15 protein-coding genes are annotated in these 16280 nt (G+C 70.7%); 5 read left to right on the top strand and 10 right to left on the bottom strand.

The window, feature by feature from the left end; genetic code table 11:
* Positions 1 to 331 precede the first annotated feature (331 nt).
* From H0488_RS14920 to H0488_RS14905, 4 genes are all read left to right on the top strand, one after another.
* Positions 332 to 649, top strand: coding sequence for a GIY-YIG nuclease family protein (locus H0488_RS14920; protein WP_183100058.1), 318 nt, complete (start codon positions 332 to 334; stop codon positions 647 to 649).
* Positions 650 to 889: 240 nt separating this feature from the next.
* Positions 890 to 2710 (top strand): dolichyl-phosphate-mannose--protein mannosyltransferase, encoded by a 1821-nt coding sequence (locus H0488_RS14915; protein ID WP_312856355.1) that lies wholly within the window; start codon positions 890 to 892, stop codon positions 2708 to 2710.
* Between the two features lie 18 nt (positions 2711 to 2728).
* The gene (locus tag H0488_RS14910; protein ID WP_183100057.1) at positions 2729 to 3289 is read left to right on the top strand and encodes a hypothetical protein; all 561 of its coding nucleotides are present in this window, start codon (positions 2729 to 2731) and stop codon (positions 3287 to 3289) included.
* Between the two features lie 54 nt (positions 3290 to 3343).
* On the top strand, positions 3344 to 4306 hold the full coding sequence (locus tag H0488_RS14905) for a DUF389 domain-containing protein (protein WP_183100056.1): 963 nt from the start codon (positions 3344 to 3346) through the stop codon (positions 4304 to 4306).
* Between the two features lie 52 nt (positions 4307 to 4358).
* Here the strand turns inward: H0488_RS14905 and H0488_RS14900 are convergent, their stop codons facing one another.
* From H0488_RS14900 to H0488_RS25420, 6 genes are all read right to left on the bottom strand, one after another.
* Positions 4359 to 4631, bottom strand: a complete 273-nt coding sequence (locus H0488_RS14900; RefSeq protein WP_183100055.1) for a DUF7218 family protein — start codon at positions 4629 to 4631, stop codon at positions 4359 to 4361.
* A gap of 636 nt (positions 4632 to 5267) precedes the next feature.
* Entirely contained in the window at positions 5268 to 6656 is a 1389-nt protein-coding gene (locus H0488_RS14895) for an HNH endonuclease signature motif containing protein (RefSeq protein ID WP_183100054.1), read from the bottom strand.
* Between the two features lie 156 nt (positions 6657 to 6812).
* On the bottom strand, positions 6813 to 7292 hold the full coding sequence (locus H0488_RS14890; protein WP_183100053.1) for a DUF6328 family protein: 480 nt from the start codon (positions 7290 to 7292) through the stop codon (positions 6813 to 6815).
* Positions 7293 to 7409: 117 nt separating this feature from the next.
* Positions 7410 to 8270 (bottom strand): SDR family oxidoreductase, encoded by an 861-nt coding sequence (locus H0488_RS14885; protein WP_183100052.1) that lies wholly within the window; start codon positions 8268 to 8270, stop codon positions 7410 to 7412.
* A gap of 230 nt (positions 8271 to 8500) precedes the next feature.
* Entirely contained in the window at positions 8501 to 8680 is a 180-nt protein-coding gene (locus tag H0488_RS25425; RefSeq protein ID WP_376768470.1) for a hypothetical protein, read from the bottom strand.
* Entirely contained in the window at positions 8637 to 9095 is a 459-nt protein-coding gene (locus H0488_RS25420) for a PAS domain-containing protein (RefSeq protein WP_512698540.1), read from the bottom strand. Before H0488_RS25420 ends, H0488_RS25425 begins: the two co-directional genes overlap by 44 nt.
* A 293-nt stretch (positions 9096 to 9388) precedes the next feature.
* Here H0488_RS25420 and H0488_RS14870 point away from each other — a divergent pair, with 293 nt between their 5' ends.
* Positions 9389 to 10573 (top strand): alcohol dehydrogenase catalytic domain-containing protein, encoded by a 1185-nt coding sequence (locus H0488_RS14870; RefSeq protein WP_183100049.1) that lies wholly within the window; start codon positions 9389 to 9391, stop codon positions 10571 to 10573.
* A gap of 6 nt (positions 10574 to 10579) precedes the next feature.
* On the opposite strand, the gene H0488_RS14865 is transcribed toward H0488_RS14870, so the two are convergent.
* The 4 genes from H0488_RS14865 to H0488_RS14850 all read right to left on the bottom strand — a co-directional run.
* Positions 10580 to 11428, bottom strand: coding sequence for a sigma-70 family RNA polymerase sigma factor (locus H0488_RS14865; RefSeq protein WP_312856354.1), 849 nt, complete (start codon positions 11426 to 11428; stop codon positions 10580 to 10582).
* 212 nt (positions 11429 to 11640) lie between these two features.
* The gene (gene katG / locus H0488_RS14860; protein WP_183100048.1) at positions 11641 to 13851 is read right to left on the bottom strand and encodes a catalase/peroxidase HPI; all 2211 of its coding nucleotides are present in this window, start codon (positions 13849 to 13851) and stop codon (positions 11641 to 11643) included.
* A 49-nt stretch (positions 13852 to 13900) separates the two neighbouring features.
* The gene (locus tag H0488_RS14855; protein WP_220794615.1) at positions 13901 to 14302 is read right to left on the bottom strand and encodes a Fur family transcriptional regulator; all 402 of its coding nucleotides are present in this window, start codon (positions 14300 to 14302) and stop codon (positions 13901 to 13903) included.
* A gap of 76 nt (positions 14303 to 14378) precedes the next feature.
* Positions 14379 to 16280, bottom strand: a 1902-nt coding sequence (locus tag H0488_RS14850) for a DUF4153 domain-containing protein (RefSeq protein WP_183100046.1), incomplete at its 5' end; no start/stop codon positions are given.

The following is a 16280-nucleotide window of genomic DNA, read 5'->3' as shown; positions in this document are numbered from 1 at the left end:
CGCCCACCCGCCCGATCGGCGTCGCCGCCAGCACCAGCACGCCCGGAGAGGTCACCCGGCGATCATCGCAGGTGGCCGCGACGCCGCGGCGCCTTGGTTTCGAGGCTCGCTGCGCTCGCACCTCAACCAGCGGCGCGGCCGACCGACGTACCTCAACCAGCGGCGAGGCCGACCGACGTACCTCAACCAGCGGGTGCTCCCTTCTCGTGGCGCCAGGTGGTTGAGGTGCGAGGAGCGCAGCGACGAGCCTCGAAACCACCGGACGGCGTGTTGTCCACAGGCAGCTCTCGGTCGGGTTTCGCAACGGACCCTGCCGACGAACCTCCTCGGCATGCCTTGGACCTACATCCTTCGCTGCTCGGACGACTCGTACTACGTGGGCAGCACCATCGACCTCGACCGTCGCCTGTCCGAGCACAACAGCGACGACCTCGGGCCGATCTACACCCGCCGGAGGCGACCGGTCGTGCTCGCCTGGAGCGGATGGTACGACCGGATCGACGATGCCTTCTGGTTCGAGAAGCAGGTTCAGGGCTGGAGCCGTCAGAAGCGCGAGGCGCTGATCCGTGACGAGTGGGAGGCGTTGCCGTTCCTGGCCAAGCGTCCGTCGGCACAGCGCCGGATCCTCGAGGAGCCGCAGGGCGACTGAGGGGCGCCTTGGTTTCGAGGCTCGCTGCGCTCGCACCTCAACCAGCGGCCGACCGACGTACCTCAGCCAGCGGCGTGGCCGACCGACGCACCTCAACCAGCGGCGAGGCCGGTCGACTTACCTCAACCAGCAGGAGCTCCCTTCTCGTGGCGCCAGGTGGTTGAGGTGCGAGGAGCGCAGCGACGAGCCTCGAAACCACCGGACCCACAGGCGAACGTGCGGACCGTAGAGTTCTGGCTCGTGACCGCGACCGAGGAGCAGCAGACCGGGCGCTGGACCGGGCTGTCGCGGACCGCGGGGGGATGGCCGGTGCCGGCGGCGGTCGAGCGGGCGCGCGACACGCTGGCCGGGATCCGGCGCAGTGAGCGGCTGGTCGGGTGGTTAGCGCCGATCGGCATCACCCTGCTGGCCTTCGCGCTGCGGCTGTACCACCTCGGGACGCCCAAACGCTTCGCCTTCGACGAGACGTACTACGCCAAGGACGCGTGGTCGCTGATCAACAACGGCTACGCGCAGACCTACCTGGCCGACGTCGACGGCAACACCAAGAACAAGATCGACGACGACATCCTGGCTGGACACGTCGACGGCGTATGGACCGGCGACCCGTCGATGGCGGTGCACCCCGAGGTCGGCAAGTGGCTGATCGCACTCGGCGAGCAGGCGTTCGGGATGGACCCGTTCGGCTGGCGGATCGCCTCGGCCGTGATCGGCGCGCTGATGGTGCTGGTCATGTGCCGGCTGCTGCGGCGAATGACCGGGTCGACCGTGCTCGGCTGCATCGGCGGGATGCTGCTGATGTTCGACGGCCTGCACTTCGTGCTCTCGCGGCTGGCTCTCCTCGACATCTTCCTGGCCTTCTTCCTGCTCTGCGCCATCCACTGCCTGATCGCTGATCGTGATCACTTCCGCCGACGTCTGGCGCGCGGCGCGGACGACGGCGTCGGCGCCGCGACCGGTGCGTCCGGCCTGACCGGGTGGGGCCCCGTCCGGGCGCTGCTGTTCCGTCCCTGGCTGGTCGCCGGCGGCGTCTGCTTCGGTCTCGCGATCGGCACCAAGTGGGTCGCCATCTACCCGCTGGCGGCGTTCGGCCTCATGGTGTGGTTCTGGTCCGCGGGCGGTCGCCGGAGCTTCGGCGTACGACGCCCGGTGCTGAAGTCCGCGCTCGCCGACGGCGTACCCGCCTTCCTGCAGCTGGTCGTCGTCGCCGCCCTCGCCTACGTCGCGACGTGGGGCGGCTGGCTGGTGAACGCCGACGAGTACGAGGAGCACCTGAGCTCGACCCAGTACCGCCAGTACACCGGGCACGGCCACTGCGCCGAGGACGACGACTCCTACGTGGCGACCGACCTCGACAGGGAACGGCGCTGGCCGACGGCCGACGAGTCGGACGCGAGCGGCGTCGGCGAGGCATGGCAGTCGCTGCGGTCGCTCTGGTACTACCACCAGGACGTCTACACGTTCCACACCCACTTCCTGAACTGCTCCGAGCACACCTACGCCTCCAAGCCGTCGAGCTGGCTGTTGATCAACCGGCCGGTCGGCGTCGCGGTCACCAACGACATCCAGCCCGCCGACCGCGACCTGCCGAAGGACCAGAAGGACCTCCCGCGCGACGACGACTGCGACGCCCCGGAGGGCAGCGACTGCATCCGGCAGGTGCTGCTGATCGGGACGCCGATGATCTGGTGGGGCGGCTGCATCGCCCTGCTGTTCGCCGTGGTGATGTGGATCGGCGCCCGCGACTGGAGGTTCGGCGTCGCCGTGGTCGGCACGCTGTCGACCTGGCTGCCGTGGCTGCAGTACGACGACCGGCCGATCTTCTACTTCTACGCGATCGCGATCCTGCCGTTCATCGTGATCGCCTTGACCCTGTCGATCGGGACCCTGATCGGGCCGTCCCGGCTACCGTCGACCCGGCGCACGATCGGGGTCGTCGTGAGCGGGGCGTTCTTCGTGCTCGTGCTCGTGAACTACGCCTGGTTCTGGCCGATCTGGACCAACGGCCTGCTCACCAGCAGTGAGTGGCTCGACCGAATCTGGTTCGCCCGGTGGGTGTGACCGAACAAGGAGGGACCCGTGCCTGAGAAGCGCACGCTGCTGGTGGTGATCGGCGTCGTCGTGGCGGTCGCCGTCGTCGCGTTCGTCCTCGTCCGCGGGGCCGATGACGACGAGGACGGCGGAGCCGACGCGGGAGCCGGCGCCGCCGCGAGCACCAGCAGCCCGACCCTCGTCCCCGACGAGGAGTGGTGCGTCGGGTGGCAGCAGCTCGTGGTGGTCCAGGGGCAGTACGTCGCCACCCAGAGCGCGGCCGACGCCGAAGCCGTCCTGGCTGCCGTCGACGACCTGCAGGGCCGCGGCGTACCCGAGAGCCTTGACCCGTCCGGCTACCAGGAGCTGAACGCGGTCCTCGACGACGTGCGGGCCAGCGTCGACCCGACGTTCACTCCTTCAGTCGTGCCGTCGGAGCCCGCCGATGTGGCGGTCGACAGCGACGACCACGGGGACGACGAGCATGGTGACGACGAGCATGGTGACGACGAGCATGGTGACGACGAGCATGGCGAGGACGAGCCGCACGGCGCGGATCCCGCGGCGGCCCCGTTCGGCGCCTGGCTGGCGGAGTACTGCGCCGTCTGACGCGTCGGCAGCTGGTTCCTGCGGCTTCGCGTGAGGTGCCGTCAGGATGGGCCCATGCTGCATCTGCGGATCACCGGCCCACCCACCGCGACGGCCGAGGCTGTTCGCCTCCTCGAAGCCGACCCAGCCGTGACGAACCTGGTCCACCTGCCCGGCGTCGCGCTGCGGCCGGCGGGTGACCTGGTGCTGGCCGACGTGGTCCGAGAGGCCGCCAACGACGTGATCGAGCAACTGCAGGCGCTCGACCTCCACCGCGTCGGGAGCATCCACGTCGACCCCGTCCACACCTGGATGTCGCAGTCGGGCTTCGACGCCGAACGCCGTACGCCGGGCAGCAGCGCCGACTCGGTCGTCTGGGCCGACGTCACCCAACGGTCCTACGACGAGTCGGAGCTGAACTGGACGTTCCTCTCCTTCATGACGCTCGCGACCATGCTCGCGACCATCGCGATCGTGCTCGACTCGCAGATCCTGGTGATCGGCGCGATGGTCCTCGGACCCGAGTTCGTTGCGATCGCCGCCCTCGGGCTCGCACTCGTCCGCCGCCGTTTCGCCCTGCTGGGGGTCGCTCTCCGCTCGCTCGTGGTCGGATTCACGGTCTCGATCGGCCTCGCCGCGCTGGCCGCGTTCGCCGCCCGCGGCCTGGGCTGGATCACTCTCGAGGACCTGACCGGCCCCCGACCCGACACCGCCTTCATCTACACGCCCGACAAGTGGTCGTTCATCGTCGCGATCATCGCCGCGGCCGCGGGCGTCCTCTCCCTGACCTCGTCCAAGGTCGGCGGTCTCTCGGGCGTGTTCATCTCGGTCACGACCATCCCTGCGGCGGGCAACGTCGCGCTCGGTCTGGCGCTCGGGGCGCCCGAGGAGATCTGGGGCAGCTTGTTGCAGCTGGTGCTCAACATCTCCGGGATGGCCCTGGCCGGTTGGCTGACCCTCGCCCTCCAGCAGGCGATCTGGGCGCGGATGTCCGCTCGCCGGGCGCGGCTCCTAGCACGCTTCCGCCGCCCGGCGTGAGAACGTCGGGCGGCACAGCCGCTGGCTTGCTCAGTGCTTGCTCAGTGCTTGGTCAGTGGTTGCGCAACGCGTTGATCAGCTCGCCCTTGCGCATGCTGGACCGGCCGTCGATGCCGATCTCCGCCGCGCGCTTGCGCAGCTTGTCGACGGACCAGTCCTCGTAGGACCCCGCCTTGCCACCGCGACGCCCAACAGCCTTCCCCCCGTCCGCCGCCTTCGCATTGGCGATCCGGGCCGCCTTCTCCTTGCTCGCGCCGTCGCGCCGTAGCGCTTCGTAGGTCCTCTCGTCCTTGACGCTCGACCCCGGCTTCCGTCCCCCTGGCATGGGTGCCTCCTTCTCTCGACGACACCAGATCGGTACCCACCTCCGGAATGCTCACGCGGGTCACCGTGCTGCACCTCGCACAGTCCTCGGGCCGCCGCTCGGTCGCCGTCCCGATGGTCGAGGAGGTCGCGCAGCTCGGCGCCGTCGGTGGTCGAGGAGGTCGCGCAGCGACCGTCACGAGACCCCTGTCCCGGTGGTCGAGGAGGTCGCGCAGCGACCGTCACGAGACCCCCTGCCCGCACGTCCTGCGCCGCCGGCGGTCGCGGTGGCTAGAACGGACAACACGGCTGCGCGCCGTCGTGGGTTGCGGTGCTTGGGCGCGCTGGGCGGCCGGGTTGCAGGAGGCCTGAGGTACTCGCTGTGGTTGCGGCGGAGAAGGTGACGCCGGCGAGTACGTCGCGGTGGTCGACGCCTTGGTTTCGAGGCTCGCTGCGCTCGCACCTCAACCAGCGGCGGGCGCGCGCCGTCTGGTGGTCGAGGAGATCCCGCAGTTCGGCGGCGTCGGTGGTCGAGGAGGTCGCGCAGCGACCGTCACGAGACCCCTGGTCCGGTGGTCGAGGAGGTCGCGCAGCGACCGTCACGAGACCCCCGGGCGTGCCTGTGGCCCCGCCGGTGGCGGGGTCCAGGGGGTGGTGGTCAGGGAGCGGGTTCGGTCCAGCCGGGGTCGGCCCAGTCGGGTGGGTCGGGGTCGGGGTCGACTGGTCGGGGTGGGTCGAGGACTCGGGTTCCGGTGTGGTCGACCAGCCAGTGCTGTCCGTGGGGACTGGACCACAGGTAGGTCCCGGGTTGGATGATGACGTAGCGCCAGTAGCCGAAGGTCTTGGCCCGGTGATGTCGCCGACACAGGGGAACGAGGTTGCAGGGGCAGGTAGAGCCGCCTGCGGCGTGCGGGTGGGCGTGGTCGAGGTCGCAGCGTTCGGCGCGGCGGTTGCAGTGCGGGGCACGACAGGTGTGGTCGCGCAGCTCGACGCGGCGCCGGAGCCGGTCGGGGATCTCGTAGGAGTCGACCGGGACGTGGTCGTCGAGGTCGATCACCGGCCGCACGATCACGCTGGTGCCGGGTTGGGCGCACCACTGGCGGATCTGCTCCACGCTCACCGGGGTCTGGGTGTTCCCCAACCGACCCACAGTGCTGCAGCCGGTCCTGACACCAGTGCTGATCCCGGTGAGGGCGGTGTCGGTGAGGTGGACGAACAGCTCGACCTTCCGCCCCGGCACGGTGCGCAGCTCACCGGTCTCGGGGTCCACGGTCTCCAGGTCCAGGGCGAGGTCCTGGCGAGCCAGGTCGCCCAGGGCGATCGCGCGGCGCACGTCCAGGGGCAGGTCGCTGACCTTTCCCAGAGCGGTGGCACGCCTGTTGAGGGCGGTGTCGAGGTCGGTGCCGTCGGCGGCGTCGAGGGTGCCGGTGAGGTCCACCACGGTGCTGCCGGGTTCACCGGTGTGGAGGTGGACGTGGCGGTGGTCCTGCTCGTCCTGGCGTCGTTCCTCCGCAGCAGCGGGGTCGAACCTGTCGATCGCCTCAGCCACGAGGCGTTCGACCTGGACCCAGGTGCAGGTCGGGAGCGCGAAGGCCAGGTTGCGGTCCACGAACGCTGCTGCCTCCAGGGAGAGGGTGCGGGTGAGGTCGGCGACCCGCAGCGCTTTCCACACCGGGACCTTCCCGGCGTACACGGCGTCGCGGACCCGCGGGAGCCGCCAGCCGCACTCGATGACCTTCCCGACATGGTCGCGGCCACCGTCCAGGGACCGGCCCAGGGTCGCGACCAGCTCGCTCAACCCGAACTCGCTGACCAGGGGTGCGCCGGGGCCCGCGATCGGGATCCCCGTATCGATGTAGCTGTCGCGGATCGTCGCGGCGCCCTCGAGGTCCTCGACCACGTTGGCATCAGCCCACGCGATCACGTTGCGGAACTCCTCGACCTCGACCCGCTGCCGGGCCTGGACGCCGGCGGCGAGGTCGCGCAGCAGCTCAGCGGTGGACCGGCCATCCGACCCCACCGCCCATCCACTCCGCGTCTGTTTCATAGAGAACATTCAACACGAGGGCACCGACACAACCCGCACGCCGGGAGCCTGGCTGTGGAGAACCACCGCAGGGGTCTCGTGACGGTCGCTGCGCGACCTCCTCGACCAACGATGTGGCGGCGACGCGGAGTGGCTGGTCCTAGCGGCGGGTGTGCTTCATGACGACGACTGCCGGGCCACCATGGGGATGACGAGCCACAGGCCGACGAACAGGACGAGCACCGAGCCCGAGGCGATGAGGGCGGCGGTGGTGCCGACGACAACGTCGAAGACCAGCAGCACGACCGCAGAGGAGACGATGGCGAGTCCCGCCAGGCCGACCCGCGCGCTCACGTTCGCGGCCTTGACGAGCCACGACCGCTGCTGCTGACGGAACAGCACGCGGTGGAACGACGCCGGGGCGACGATCAGGCTGGTCGTGACGACCGAGCCGACGAGCACGCAGAGATAGATCGTGCGCTGGCGGTCGTCGAGGCTGCTGAACTTGTCGGTGAACGGGATCGTCAGCAGGAACCCGGTGAGGATCTGCACGCCGGTCTGCATGACCCGCAGCTCCTGGAGCAGCTCGTGCCAGTTCCGGGTCAGCTGGTCCGACGAGCTCTCCTCGGAGGACTGCTCGCCGCGTCCTCCGCTCATGGCTGGCCGGCCGCGCTGGGCATTCCCGTGACCGCCGCGTTCCGGCGTACGTACGCAACAGTCATAGGGTCCAGCGCGGCCATGTGAACGAGGTACCCACAACCCACGAACACATCCTCAGAAGACCGGTTTGCCGCCGGTGACTCCCAGGACCGTTCCGGAGACGTACGACGCCTCGGCCGGCGAGGCGAGGAAGACGAATGCAGGAGCGACCTCCGCCGGTTGTCCGGCCCGGCCGAGGGGGGTGTCGGCACCGAACTGCTCGACCTTCTCCGGCGGCTGGGTCGCGGGCTGGAGCGGCGTCCAGATCGGACCAGGGGCGACGGCGTTGACGCGGATCCCGTCGCTACCGAGCTGAGCGGCGAGGTTCACCGTGAAGTTGTTGATGGCCGCTTTCGTCGCGGCGTAGTCGAGCAGGCTCGAAGAGGGCTCGAACGCCTGGATCGACGTGTTGTTGATGATGCAGCCGGGGCCGTTGCGCAGGTGCGGCACAGCGGCCCGGCACAGCCACAGCAGGGCGTAGAGGTTGGTCTTGAAGGTGCGGTCGATCCGCTCGTCGTCGTACTCCTCGAGGGTGTCGTCGCGCGCCATCTGGAAGCCCGCGTTGTTGACGAGGATGTCGAGGCCGCCGAGCTCCGCGACGGTGCGCTCGACGGCCTCGTCGCACGCAGCGCGTTCGCGAAGGTCGAGCGCCAGCGCGAGCGGCGTCCGTCCCGCCTCCCGGATCAGGGCCGCCGTCGCCTCCGCGTCCGGCTGCTCCTCCGGAAGGTAGGTGAATGCCACGTCCGCACCCTCCCGGGCGAAGGCGATCGCGACGGCGCGGCCGATGCCGGAGTCGCCGCCCGTCACCAAGGCGGCCCGGTCGAGCAGCCGGCCGTGGCCGACGTAGCTCGTCTCGCCGTGGTCCGGCTCCGGTCGCATCTCACCCGTCAGTCCGGGCGGCTCCTGCTGCTGGGCGGGGAACTGTTGGTCGCTCATGACCGGCGCGGTACCCACCGACCCGACGGGTCACTCGTCCAGAAGCCCCCGGTTGCCCCTGCAGCAGAGGGGTACTCCCCCGTCATGACAACGTCTCGGACGAGCGCCCTGTGGCTGGTGGGGGCTGTGCTCTGCTGATCCCTCCCTCCTGGGGCGCGGCTCCCACCTCCCTCCAGTGAGGGATCAGGCAGCCGGCCGACCGTTCCGGCCGACCGGGACCTTCTCGGGTCTCAGTCGTCGTTGGTGCTGGAGCGGTCGGCCGGTCTTCCCGTGGTCACGTCGTGGATCAGCGAGTCGAGCAGCCCGCGCAGCCCGGGATGGCTGACGTGTCCCATGCGCGCCACCTCGATCAACCTCTCGGCGAGCTCACGCACCTTGACGTTGCGGTTGCGGGACCACCAGCGCAGCATCGCGAAGGCGGCGTCCGGATCGAGGCCGTAGCCGAGCATCAGGATGCCCTNCGATGGTGCCCCGGGCGGCTGCCGAGGCGGCGACCGCGGCGTCGGCCGCGGCGGCGGTCTCCGCCGCGAACTCCGGCGTCAGGTCGAGGTAGTAGCCGACCAGTTGCTCGACCTGGCCGTCGGCGTCCCGAAGTCCCTCGCCGACGACGACGACCCGCCGTTCGGAGCCCTTGGCGCGGATCCGGTAGTAGAGGTTGAAGGGCTCGCCCGTGGCCATCGCGTGCTTGAAGGTCTGCTCCACGCGGTCGCGGTCACCGTCGTGCTTGTGACGGAGGAAGATCTCGGTCGTGGGTTCGACCTCACCGGGTTCGTAGCCGTGGATCGCGTAGACGTCCGCGTCCCACTCCCAGCGATCGTTGCGCACGTCGTAGCTGAACCGTCCGGTCTGCCGGACGTCGTCGTCGGCGAACGGATGGACGATGTTCTCCGGAGTGGCCTCCAGGACATCGTCGCGCCGCTCCTCAGGCGTCGTTGCGCTCTCCACCGACCCCACCTCCCTCTCACCGACCGTAGCCCGTTTGGGGCCCCACCACGCGGGTATCGGCGGAGAAGATAGCCGCGGCTCCCGAGCAACCACAACCCGCTGGGACGCAACTATCCCGAACGACCGAACCGGCAGCAAGGAGCACCCCCCTCACCTACGCACCAGGAGGCCCGATGAAGGCAGTTACCTGGCAGGCCCGACATAGCGTGTCGGTGGAGGAGGTTCCGGATCCCACGCTGCGACGGAGGGACGACGCGATCATCGCCGTCACCTCCACCGGCCTCTGCGGATCCGATCTCCACCTCTACGATCCGCTCTCCCCGTTCATGCGACCCGGCGACATCGTCGGCCACGAGGCGATGGGAGTGGTGGTCGAGGTCGGCCCCGACGTGCGCACGCTGCGGCCGGGCGACCGCGTGGTTGTCCCGTTCAACATCAGCTGCGGCACCTGCTGGATGTGCGGCCAGGGCCTGCACAGCCAGTGCGAGACCACCCAGAACGTCGAGCACGGCACGGGAGCGAGCCTCTTCGGCTCCAGCACGCTGTACGGCGGCGTGCCGGGCGGGCAGGCGGAGTACCTCCGGGTGCCGTTCGCCGACACGCTCCCGATCAAAGTGCCGCACGGCCCCCCTGACGACCGGTTCCTCTTCCTCTCCGACGTGCTGCCGACCGCCTGGCAGGCAGTGGAGTACGCCGACGTCGGCCCCGACGACACGCTGCTGGTGCTCGGCGCCGGCCCGATCGGCGACATGGCGGCACGGATCGCGATCCAGAAGGGCTGCCGGGTGCTGGTGGCCGACCCGGTGCCCGAGCGACTGGCCCGGGTCGCGTCGTACGGCGCGGAGCCCGTGCCCATGCTCAGCCCGGACGACCGGGTGCTCGACGTCGTCCGCGGGGCCACCAAGGGTCGTGGGGCGGACGCCGTGATCGACGCCGTCGGCATGGAGGCCCACGGCTCGCCCGTGATCGACGGGGTGGCGCTCGCGGCCGGCGCCCTCCCCCACAGCGTCAGGGAACCGATGCTCCGCAAGGCGGGCGTCGACCGGCTGGCCGCGCTGCACCTGGCCCTCGACGCAGTACGCCGCGGCGGCACCGTCTCGGTGATCGGGGTCTACGGCGGCGCGATGGACCCGATGCCGCTCATGGAGATGTTCGACAAGCAGGTGCAGCTGCGGATGGGCCAGGCGAACGTCCGCGCGTGGTCGGACCAGATCCTCGCCCGACTGCTCGAGGACGGCGACCCGCTCGGGGTCGAGCAGTTCGCCACCCACCACCTGCCCCTGGAGCAAGCTCCAGGGGCCTACCGCGACTTCCGAAACAAGAAGGACGGCATGGTGAAGGTGGTGTTCCAGCCGTGACGCCGCTCAGGCGGCGCTGGTCTGGCGTGCTGCGCCCGTGATGGAGCGACGCAGGTCGGCGAGGATCCGGTGCAGGAGCCGGGAGACCTGGACCTGGGTGACCCCGAGCTCCTCGGCGATCTGCTGCTGGGTCTTCTGCTCGTAGAACCGCATGTGCAGGATCTGCCGGTCGCGGCCCTTGAGCCGACGACAGGCCGGCCCGAGCACAGCGACCGCCTCGGCGCGCTGGAAGCCGAGGTCCTCGGTGGGCAGCCGGTCGATCCAGGCGAACCCGGGCTCGCCCGGGGGCGTGTCCTGGAGCGAGTCCGGAGACGCGCAGGTGCCGCACTCGATCGCCTCGAGGACGTCGTCGGTCGTGCAGCCCACGGCCTCGGCGATCTCACTGGGACGCGGCGGACGGCCGAGCCGTTGGGTCAGCTCCGCCTCCGCCTCGTTCAGCTGCGGTCGCAGCTCCTGGATCCGGCGCGGCGGCCGAACGGTCCAGGTCGAGTCGCGGAAGTACCGCTTCAGCTCGCCCAGGATGCTCGGCACGGCGAAGACCAGCAGGTCGTCGCCCCGCGCCGGGTCGTAGGCCCGGACCGCCTTCGTGAGCGCGAGGCAGGCGACCTGCTCGAGCTCCTCCGGCGGTTGGCCCCGGTTGCGGTAGCGGGACGCCAGAGCGTGCGCAACGGGGATGTTGAGCAAGATGACCTGGTCGAGGAGCACCTGTCGCTCCTCGCCCTCGCAAGCTGCGGCCTCCGCGATCAGCTCCGCCGTACGACGCTTGCGCTCGTCGGAGGGGACCGTCGCGGATTCCGTGGTGGGGTTCTTGAGCCGATCAGCAGGCTCCGTCGATGTTGCGAATGAAACAGACACGTCTCTGACTCCGAAGGTCGAGAACGGTCGTGGCGGTTGGCTTGGCCACTCAACAACGTCTTCCAGCGGCTGTTACCCCGGTCACTCCGGGGCTAAACATCGCTTTTCTTCGAACTTAGCCGGATGCGGCGACCAGGTCCATTCGTGACGCAGGACACACGACGGCCCGCCCGGGCCGGAGCCAGGGCGGGCCGTCGTCCGTCAGATGCCGCTCAGCCGTCGAAGCGACCGGCCTCCATCACCTTCGCCCAGGCCGCCGCGAAGTCGGCCACGAACTTCTCGTTGGCGTCGTCGCTGGCGTAGACCTCGGCGAGCGCGCGGAGCTGCGAGTTGGAGCCGAAGACGAGGTCGACGGCGGTCGCCGTACGGACGACCTCGCCGGAGGCCCGGTCGCGGCCCTCGTAGACGTTCTCGGCCGACTCCGACGCCTTCCACTCCACGCCCATGTCGAGCAGGTTGCTGAAGAAGTCGGCGGTCAGGACGCCCGGCCGGTCGGTGAAGACGCCGTGCTGGGTCTGCCCGTGGTTGGTGCCGAGGGCACGCATGCCGCCGACCAGCACGGTCATCTCCGGGGCCGACAGGCCGAGCAGGTAGGCCTTGTCGACGAGCAGGGTCTCGGGCGCGAGCTTCTCCCCGGGGCGCACGTAGTTGCGGAACCCGTCGGCGCGCGGCTCGAGCACCTCGAACGACTCGACGTCGGTCTGCTCCAGGGAAGCGTCGGTGCGGCCGGGCCGGAACGGCACGGTGACGTCGACGCCGCCGTCCTTGGCAGCCTTCTCGACCGCGGCCGCACCGGCGAGCACGATCAGGTCGGCCAGCGAGATCCGCTTGCCGCCCGCCTGCGCGTCGTTGAACTCCTGCTGGACCCGCTCCAGCGTCTGGAGCACCGTCGCCAGCTCGGCCGGGTTGTTGACCTCCCAGTCCTTCTGCGGAGCAAGGCGGATGCGGGCACCGTTGGCGCCGCCGCGCTTGTCGGTCGTACGGAAGGTCGACGCGGACGCCCAGGCGGTGGAGACCAGCTGCGACACGGTCAGGCCGCTGTCGAGCACCTTCGCCTTGAGCGCGGCCACGTCGGCGTCGTCGACGAGGTCGTGGTCGACCGCGGGGACCGGGTCCTGCCAGATCTGCGGCTCCGGGACCCACGGACCGAGGTAGCGCTCGACCGGGCCCATGTCGCGGTGGAGCAGCTTGTACCAGGCCTTCGCGAACGCGAGCCGGAACTCCTCGGGGTTCTCGTGGAAGCGGCGCGAAATGGGCTCGTACGTCGGGTCGAACCGGAGCGCGAGGTCGGACGTCAGCATCGTGGGGAGCCGCTTCGGGGAGTCCGCGGCCGGGCCGGGGATGATCGCCTCCGCGTCCTTGGCGACCCACTGGTTCGCGCCGGCGGGGCTCTTGGTGAGCTCCCACTCGTAGCCGAAGAGCATGTCGAAGAAGCCGTTGTCCCACTTCGTCGGCTCCGGGGTCCAGGTGACCTCGAGACCGCTGGTGATCGCGTCGGCGCCGACGCCGGAGCCGTGGGCGCTCTTCCAGCCGAAGCCCTGCTGCTCGATCGGAGCTCCCTCCGGCTCGGGACCTACGAGCTCGGCGTCGCCGGCACCGTGGGTCTTGCCGAAGGTGTGGCCACCGGCGATGAGGGCGACGGTCTCCTCGTCGTTCATGGCCATCCGGCGGAACGTCTCGCGGATGTCGCGCGCCGAGGCCAGGATGTCGGGGTTGCCGCCCGGACCCTCGGGGTTGACGTAGATGAGGCCCATCTGGACCGCGCCCAGCGGCTCGGCCAGCTCGCGCTCGCCGCGGTAGCGCTCGTCGCCCAGCCAGGTGTCCTCCGGACCCCAGAAGATCTCCTCGGGCTCCCAGACGTCCTCACGCCCGAAGCCGAAGCCGAAGGTCTCGAAACCCATGTCCTCGAGCGCGACGTTGCCGGCGAGGACGAGCAGGTCGGCCCACGAGATCTTCTGGCCGTACTTCTTCTTCACCGGCCACAGCAGCCGGCGCGCCTTGTCGAGGTTGCCGTTGTCGGGCCAGCTGTTGAGTGGCGCGAACCGCTGGTCGCCCGACCCGGCGCCCCCGCGGCCGTCGTAGATGCGGTAGGTGCCGGCCGCGTGCCAGCTCAGCCGGATCATCAGACCGCCGTAGTGGCCGAAGTCGGCGGGCCACCAGTCCTGCGAACTGGTGAGCACCTCGGCGATGTCGCGCTTGAGCGCCTCGACGTCGAGCGTCGCGAACTCCGCGGCGTAGTCGAACTCCTCGCCGAGCGGGTTGGACGCCGGCGCGTGCTGGTGCAGCACCCGCAGGTCGACCTGGTTGGGCCACCAGTCCTGGTTGCTGTGCGGGCGGCTCGCCTTGGGCTCGGGGGCGTCGAGCGCAGGGTTCTCGCTCTCGCTACCGGAATCGGTCACGCCGTGTTCGACGGGGCAGTTCATGGGAAGACCTTTCGGACGAGCTGGACGGGCTGGATGGAGATGCGGTGAATCAGGGTCGTGCGGTGGAGCAGTCGGGGCAGCGGCCCCAGTAGATGACCTCGGCCTCGTCGATGACGAAGCCGTGGTCGTCGGCCGCGGTCAGGCACGGCACCTCGCCGACGGCGCAGTCGACGTCGGCGATGGCACCGCAGGAGCGGCACACGATGTGGTGGTGGTTGTCGCCGACGCGTGCTTCGTAGCGCGCCACCGACCCGGACGGCTGGATCCGCCGGACCAGACCGGCGGCCGTCAGGGCGCGCAGGACGTCGTACACCGCCTGGTGGGAGACGTCCGCGTCGTCGACCCGCACCGCGCCGATGATGGCGTCAGTGTCGGCGTGGGGAAGCGCGTGCACGGCCCCGAGTACGGCGACCCGCGGTCGGGTCACCCGCAGGTCGGCACCCCGGAGCATCTGCTCGTAGTCGGGGGCCGTGGTCACCCCTCAGTCCTACCGCCTTTTCTTGAATGATTCAAGACTGACGCGCCGGTCATTCGGTCTGCCCGGGGCAGTCCGTCCGGTGCTCCCACCCGCCCTGGCGCTCCTCGACGTCGTCGCCGGCCAGCACGCGGCCGAGGTTCCACTCCAGCCAGTCGTCCCGGGCGTCACCCCGCTCGGCGAGGTCGATCGCGCACTCCTCGAGGTCGTCGGGCAGGTCGGTCAGCACGGGGAGGGCGTCGTCGGAGAGGCCGGCGAGGTAGGTCCAGTCGACCTCGCCGGTCTCGTCGTACCGGTCGAGGTTCTGGCGGGCGATCCAGGCGTCGGGGTTGATCGCGGCCAGGCCGAGCAGGAGCGCAGCGCCGCTGACCAGCCCGAACCGCGGCAGCCACGCCGCGCGCAGCGCGACCCCGCCGGCCATCGTGGCCAGGACCAGCAGTCCGAGCCACCCCTCGAAGACGTCGACCAGCAGCCGCAGCCGGGTGAAGCCGTAGGCGTCCTGGTAGACGCTCATCCGGTAGAGCGCAGAAGCGACCACGACCATCGTCGCGACACACAGCACGCCGAGCGAGCCGCGGATCCAGGCCCGGTCGGCCGGGGTCGCCCACGGAGCCTTCCGGGTCGCCGCCCACACCACGAGCAGGGTGAGCGCCGTGGCCACGGTGAGCTGGCCGAAGCCCTGGTGGACGTACTCCGCGTAGGTCAGCCCGGTGGTGCGTTCGAGGTAGTCGTGGCCGCCGAAAACGACCGCGGCCTGGGCGACCAGGAAGAGCACGAACACGGCGTCGACGACCAGCACGGGCGCGAGCCACTCGAACCGGTGCGCCACCGGGCGCACCGCCCGCTCGCCACCGGCAACGGCCGGCGGGTTGAGGGCGAGGTAGCCGCCGGCCAGCACCACGCCGCCCACGAACACGGCGACGAAGGTGCGCAGCGCGAAGTCCTCCGAGCCCAGGTCGGGGACGATCGCGTCGACCCACTCGGCAAACAGCGCGTCGGCCGAGGCGAACAGCAGGGCGAACACGACGAGCCCGATCGCCGACAGGACGGCGGTGCGCAGCAGCGCCGCCCGGTCACCGCGCCCGGTGACGACCCGGAGGGTGCGGCCCAGCCACGGCAGCCCGCGGAGCCCGGCGAGCGGCCAGGCGACCAGCGAGACGACGAACGCCGGGACCGTGCGGCCCCGCACCAGCCCCACGGCGCAGAGTCCGGCGCCGGCCAGCAGGCAGAGGACGGCGATCCACTCCGCGTCCCTCACCACGACCACCGCCGCCAGCGCCAGGCAGAGCGCGGCGCAGGTCAGGGTGAACGGGTCGCGTCGGTGGCGACTCGCCGCAAGCAGCAGGCCGCCGGCGGCGAGCAGGACCACGAAGACGCCCAGCCCGAGGTCGCGGTAGGGCAGCACGATCCCGGCCAGCACGCCGACCCCGACCGCGCCGAGGAGGACCCGGACGTCGCCCGGCAGCGATCGCTCCGGCCAGAAGTCGCCGAAGGTGGCGTCGGTGAGGGACGGCGGCCCAGACGGCGCAGACGGCGCCTCCGGCTCCGGGAGTACGACGACCGGCGCCGGTGCCGGCTCGGGCACGGGCTCGGGCACGGGGCTCTCGTCCCGGTGGTGCGTTCGAGGGGGCGGGGCGACCGGGAGGTCGGCCCGGACCCGGGCGCCGGCGGCACCCGGTTCGGGATCGACGAAGCGGATGGTCCCGCCGTGCAGGTCGGTGACCCAGCGGGCGATCGCGAGGCCGAGGCCGGTGCCGCCTCCTGCGTTGTGGACGCTGTCCTCGGCGAGGGTCCCGAACCGCTCGAACGCCCGCTCCCGGTCGGCCGGGGCGACACCCGGGCCCTCGTCGGCGACCTCGAGCAGCCAGCGGTCGCCGGTCGCGCGGGCGCTGACGACCACCCGGCCGGCCGGCGGACTGTGCCGGGACGCGTTGTCGAGCAGGTTCGCGACGAG

The sequence above is a fragment of the Nocardioides pelophilus genome, assembly GCF_014180685.1.
Taxonomy (GTDB): Bacteria; Actinomycetota; Actinomycetes; order Propionibacteriales; family Nocardioidaceae; genus Nocardioides; species Nocardioides pelophilus.
Note: the sequence above shows the minus strand (reverse complement) of the source record. Positions and strands in the feature narration are given on the sequence as shown.

What these genes read in the sequence shown, in the direction of transcription:
- H0488_RS14920 (WP_183100058.1), top strand. Translation starts at nt 332, where the DNA reads ATGCCTTGGACCTACATCCTTCGCTGCTCGGACGACTCGTACTACGTG.
- H0488_RS14905 (WP_183100056.1), top strand. Translation starts at nt 3,344, where the DNA reads ATGCTGCATCTGCGGATCACCGGCCCACCCACCGCGACGGCCGAGGCT.
- H0488_RS14900 (WP_183100055.1), bottom strand. Translation starts at nt 4,631, where the DNA reads ATGCCAGGGGGACGGAAGCCGGGGTCGAGCGTCAAGGACGAGAGGACC.
- H0488_RS14895 (WP_183100054.1), bottom strand. Translation starts at nt 6,656, where the DNA reads ATGAAACAGACGCGGAGTGGATGGGCGGTGGGGTCGGATGGCCGGTCC.
- H0488_RS14890 (WP_183100053.1), bottom strand. Translation starts at nt 7,292, where the DNA reads ATGAGCGGAGGACGCGGCGAGCAGTCCTCCGAGGAGAGCTCGTCGGAC.
- H0488_RS14885 (WP_183100052.1), bottom strand. Translation starts at nt 8,270, where the DNA reads ATGAGCGACCAACAGTTCCCCGCCCAGCAGCAGGAGCCGCCCGGACTG.
- H0488_RS25425 (WP_376768470.1), bottom strand. Translation starts at nt 8,680, where the DNA reads ATGCTGCGCTGGTGGTCCCGCAACCGCAACGTCAAGGTGCGTGAGCTC.
- H0488_RS14870 (WP_183100049.1), top strand. Translation starts at nt 9,389, where the DNA reads ATGAAGGCAGTTACCTGGCAGGCCCGACATAGCGTGTCGGTGGAGGAG.
- katG (WP_183100048.1), bottom strand. Translation starts at nt 13,851, where the DNA reads ATGAACTGCCCCGTCGAACACGGCGTGACCGATTCCGGTAGCGAGAGC.
- H0488_RS14855 (WP_220794615.1), bottom strand. Translation starts at nt 14,302, where the DNA reads ATGCTCCGGGGTGCCGACCTGCGGGTGACCCGACCGCGGGTCGCCGTA.